The sequence below is a fragment of the Nocardia sp. NPDC059764 genome (assembly GCF_042732555.1).
GTDB lineage: Bacteria > Actinomycetota > Actinomycetes > Mycobacteriales > Mycobacteriaceae > Nocardia.
On the sequence record NZ_JBHWHH010000344.1, the window covers coordinates 1 to 2,058 of the forward strand.

A 2,058-nucleotide genomic window follows, 5' to 3' on the forward strand; every position below is an offset into this window, starting at 1 on the left:
AGCCCGGCACCGCGAAGAACCATGCGGTGCCGGGCTACTCGGCGTCGGCGAGCCGACAATGAAGCATTGTGGCGAGCCGACGGTGATGCTCTGTGAGAACCGATCCCCCGACGAGTCGGGGGCGGTCGCTACCTCAGCGCTTCTCCTTGATCTTGGCGGCCTTGCCGCGCAGATCGCGCAGGTAGTACAGCTTGGCGCGACGCACGTCACCGCGGGTCACGACCTCGATCTTGTCGAGGTTGGGGCTGTGCACCGGGAAGGTGCGCTCCACGCCGACACCGAACGACACCTTGCGCACGGTGAAGGTCTCGCGGATGCCACCGTTCTGGCGGCGGATGACGACGCCCTTGAAGACCTGGACTCGCTCCTTGTTGCCTTCAATAACCTTCACGTGCACGTTGACAGTGTCACCCGGGCGGAAGTCCGGGATGTCGTTGCGCAGCGAGCTTGCGTCGACGAAGTCGAGGGTGTTCATGTCCGTCCTTATTGGTTTTCGCGCGAACAGAGGAACCTGGCGGCTACCCGGGGAGGGTGCTCTACCGGTTCGTGCTCCGGATAATTGGGCGGTGCCCGGGCGCGGTGCGCCCAAGGCAACCTGAGCATTGTGCCAGACGACGCGGCCCGGACGGGAATCGGGGTCGAACGGCAGGCGGCCAACCCGCGCGATCCGCCACCACCGGGCCCCGGCAAGCTACGGGCTATCGACCGGTTCGGTCGGGCGCTCGAAAGACTGGCGGCCCGGCATCAAGTGTAGGTGGGTTGGCGGCGGCGCCGGCGGGGCCGGGACCACGGTGCGGCTCAGCTCCTCCTCGGCGGCGCGCAGGACGTGCTCGGCGTCGGGCTTTCCGGCCAGCAGATCCTGCACGAAGATCTTGGCGCGGATCATCGGGCGGCGGTAGCGGCGTTCCCGCACCATGGCGCGGCGCATGAGACCCGAGCGGGTGCCGTAGCGCCAGCGGGCCCAGGGCGCGCCCGGGCGGCTGAGTCGCAGCGCGCCGATGAAGAGCAGGGGCGGGAAGAACATGCCGAACAGACCGGTCCAGATCTTGCCCTTGGCGATGACGATCGCCGCGAGCAGCAGGTTCATCAACGCGAACGCGATCGTGAACAAGCGCTCGGGCGCATTCGGATCGGACCGCAACTCGCGCAGGTCCCCGATGTCGAGCAGCCACAACGGGTGGAAACCCAGCAGCAGCAAGCCCGTCACGGCGAAGGCGACGAACACCGCGTCGACCGAGGTGCGGCCCTGCTCCTCCCAGTACACGTCGCGCAGGTAGTAGATGAGCGCGAACTCGTCGAGCACCAGGGCCGCGCCGAGCCCGAAAACCGCGGCGAGCGCACTGATCACGCCGACCGTGCTCTGATACAGCGCGACCAGTCCCATGCCGGACCCGAGCACCAGCACCACGCCGAACACCATGTGGTGGATGTGCACGTCGCCCGCGCGGACATTGCCCGGCCACCACCGCACCTGTTTCCGGATGAGCCGCACGCTGATCCGGATCAACAGGAATCCGACGATGAACCCCAGCAGCAGGCATGCCAGCGGCAATCGGCCGTGCGCCACCACGACATCTTCCCACCACCGCCGCACATGCATGCCCGTGTCGCCTCCGGAATCCTCACGCGAACCCCAACCCCCGCCACGCTACCCGGGTCCAAGATCGGCACGCCGAGATCACGAGCACGCGGCGACGCGACGGAGCTATACCCTGGCGACCATGCGACTGAGTACACGAAATCAACTCGATGGAACGGTCACCCAGGTCACCCGCGGCGAAGCCATGGCCGTCGTCCGCATCCGCCTCACCGGCGGCGACGAGATCACCTCCTCCATCACCCGCGACGCCGCCGACGACCTCGGCCTGGCCGACGGCACACCCGTCAAGGTCCTGATCAAGTCGACCGAAGTCTCGCTCGGCGTCGAATAGCCGCCCGGAGCGGCCGAGCCTGGCCTGATCCCCCTCCGCCGCTCCACTTTTCACCACCCCGCTCGACCTACGACGACAGCCGGGTTGTCGGTCCGCACCGGTTGCCGATCCCGACGGCACCCTGCAC

General features: G+C 67.6%; 3 protein-coding genes. 1 reads left to right on the forward strand and 2 read right to left on the reverse strand.

All coding sequences use genetic code 11. From position 1 onward, the window contains the following. Positions 1-133: 133 nt before the first annotated feature. Entirely contained in the window at positions 134-475 is a 342-nt protein-coding gene (gene rplS / locus ACFV4K_RS35525; protein WP_120737548.1) for a 50S ribosomal protein L19, read from the reverse strand. Positions 476-691: 216 nt separating this feature from the next. Then, on the reverse strand, positions 692-1,594 hold the full coding sequence (locus tag ACFV4K_RS35530; RefSeq protein WP_379280672.1) for a hypothetical protein: 903 nt from the start codon (positions 1,592-1,594) through the stop codon (positions 692-694). A 127-nt stretch (positions 1,595-1,721) separates the two neighbouring features. On the opposite strand from ACFV4K_RS35530, the gene ACFV4K_RS35535 reads away from it, so the two are divergent. Further along, positions 1,722-1,931 (forward strand): TOBE domain-containing protein, encoded by a 210-nt coding sequence (locus tag ACFV4K_RS35535; RefSeq protein ID WP_357281576.1) that lies wholly within the window; start codon positions 1,722-1,724, stop codon positions 1,929-1,931. The last annotated feature ends 127 nt before the right edge of the window (positions 1,932-2,058 follow it).

What these genes read in the sequence shown, in the direction of transcription:
- rplS (WP_120737548.1), bottom strand. Translation starts at nt 475, where the DNA reads ATGAACACCCTCGACTTCGTCGACGCAAGCTCGCTGCGCAACGACATC.
- ACFV4K_RS35535 (WP_357281576.1), top strand. Translation starts at nt 1,722, where the DNA reads ATGCGACTGAGTACACGAAATCAACTCGATGGAACGGTCACCCAGGTC.